Raw genomic sequence first — 374 nt, forward strand, 5'->3', positions numbered from 1 at the left:
TTTACCGGAACCGGATTCACCCACTACGGCAACAGTTTCTTTAGGCGCAATATCAAAACTGACATCGCGCACGACATTGCGCCATTCTCCGTTAACACGAAACGACGTATTGAGACCTGCAATCGAAAGGATCGGACTAGTTGTCTTATTCATAGCTCAGCCTTCTCTGCGAGGGTTGAGGATGTCGCGCAGCGCATCACCGATCAGATTGATGGAAACAATCAGTAATAAGAGTGCAACGCCTGGGAAAAGGCTGATCCAGTAATCACCTGAAAGCATATATTCAAAACCGTTTGAAATAAGCAGGCCGAGTGACGGTTCTGTCACCGGCAGACCAATTCCGAGGAAAGACAAAGTTGCTTCAAGCATGATGC

The 374-nt window shown here is 47.6% G+C and carries 1 protein-coding gene and 1 pseudogene; both read right to left on the reverse strand.

Translation table 11 applies throughout. The features are described 5' to 3' along the window. Positions 1-153 (reverse strand): annotated as a pseudogene (locus tag HBA93_RS24360) (ABC transporter ATP-binding protein); the annotation flags it as partial. A gap of 3 nt (positions 154-156) precedes the next feature. Further along, positions 157-374: ABC transporter permease subunit (locus HBA93_RS19240; RefSeq protein WP_353619407.1), on the reverse strand; the 218-nt coding region annotated here is incomplete at its 5' end.

This window comes from Ochrobactrum sp. SFR4, assembly GCF_019730395.1.
Lineage (GTDB): Bacteria > Pseudomonadota > Alphaproteobacteria > Rhizobiales > Rhizobiaceae > Pseudochrobactrum.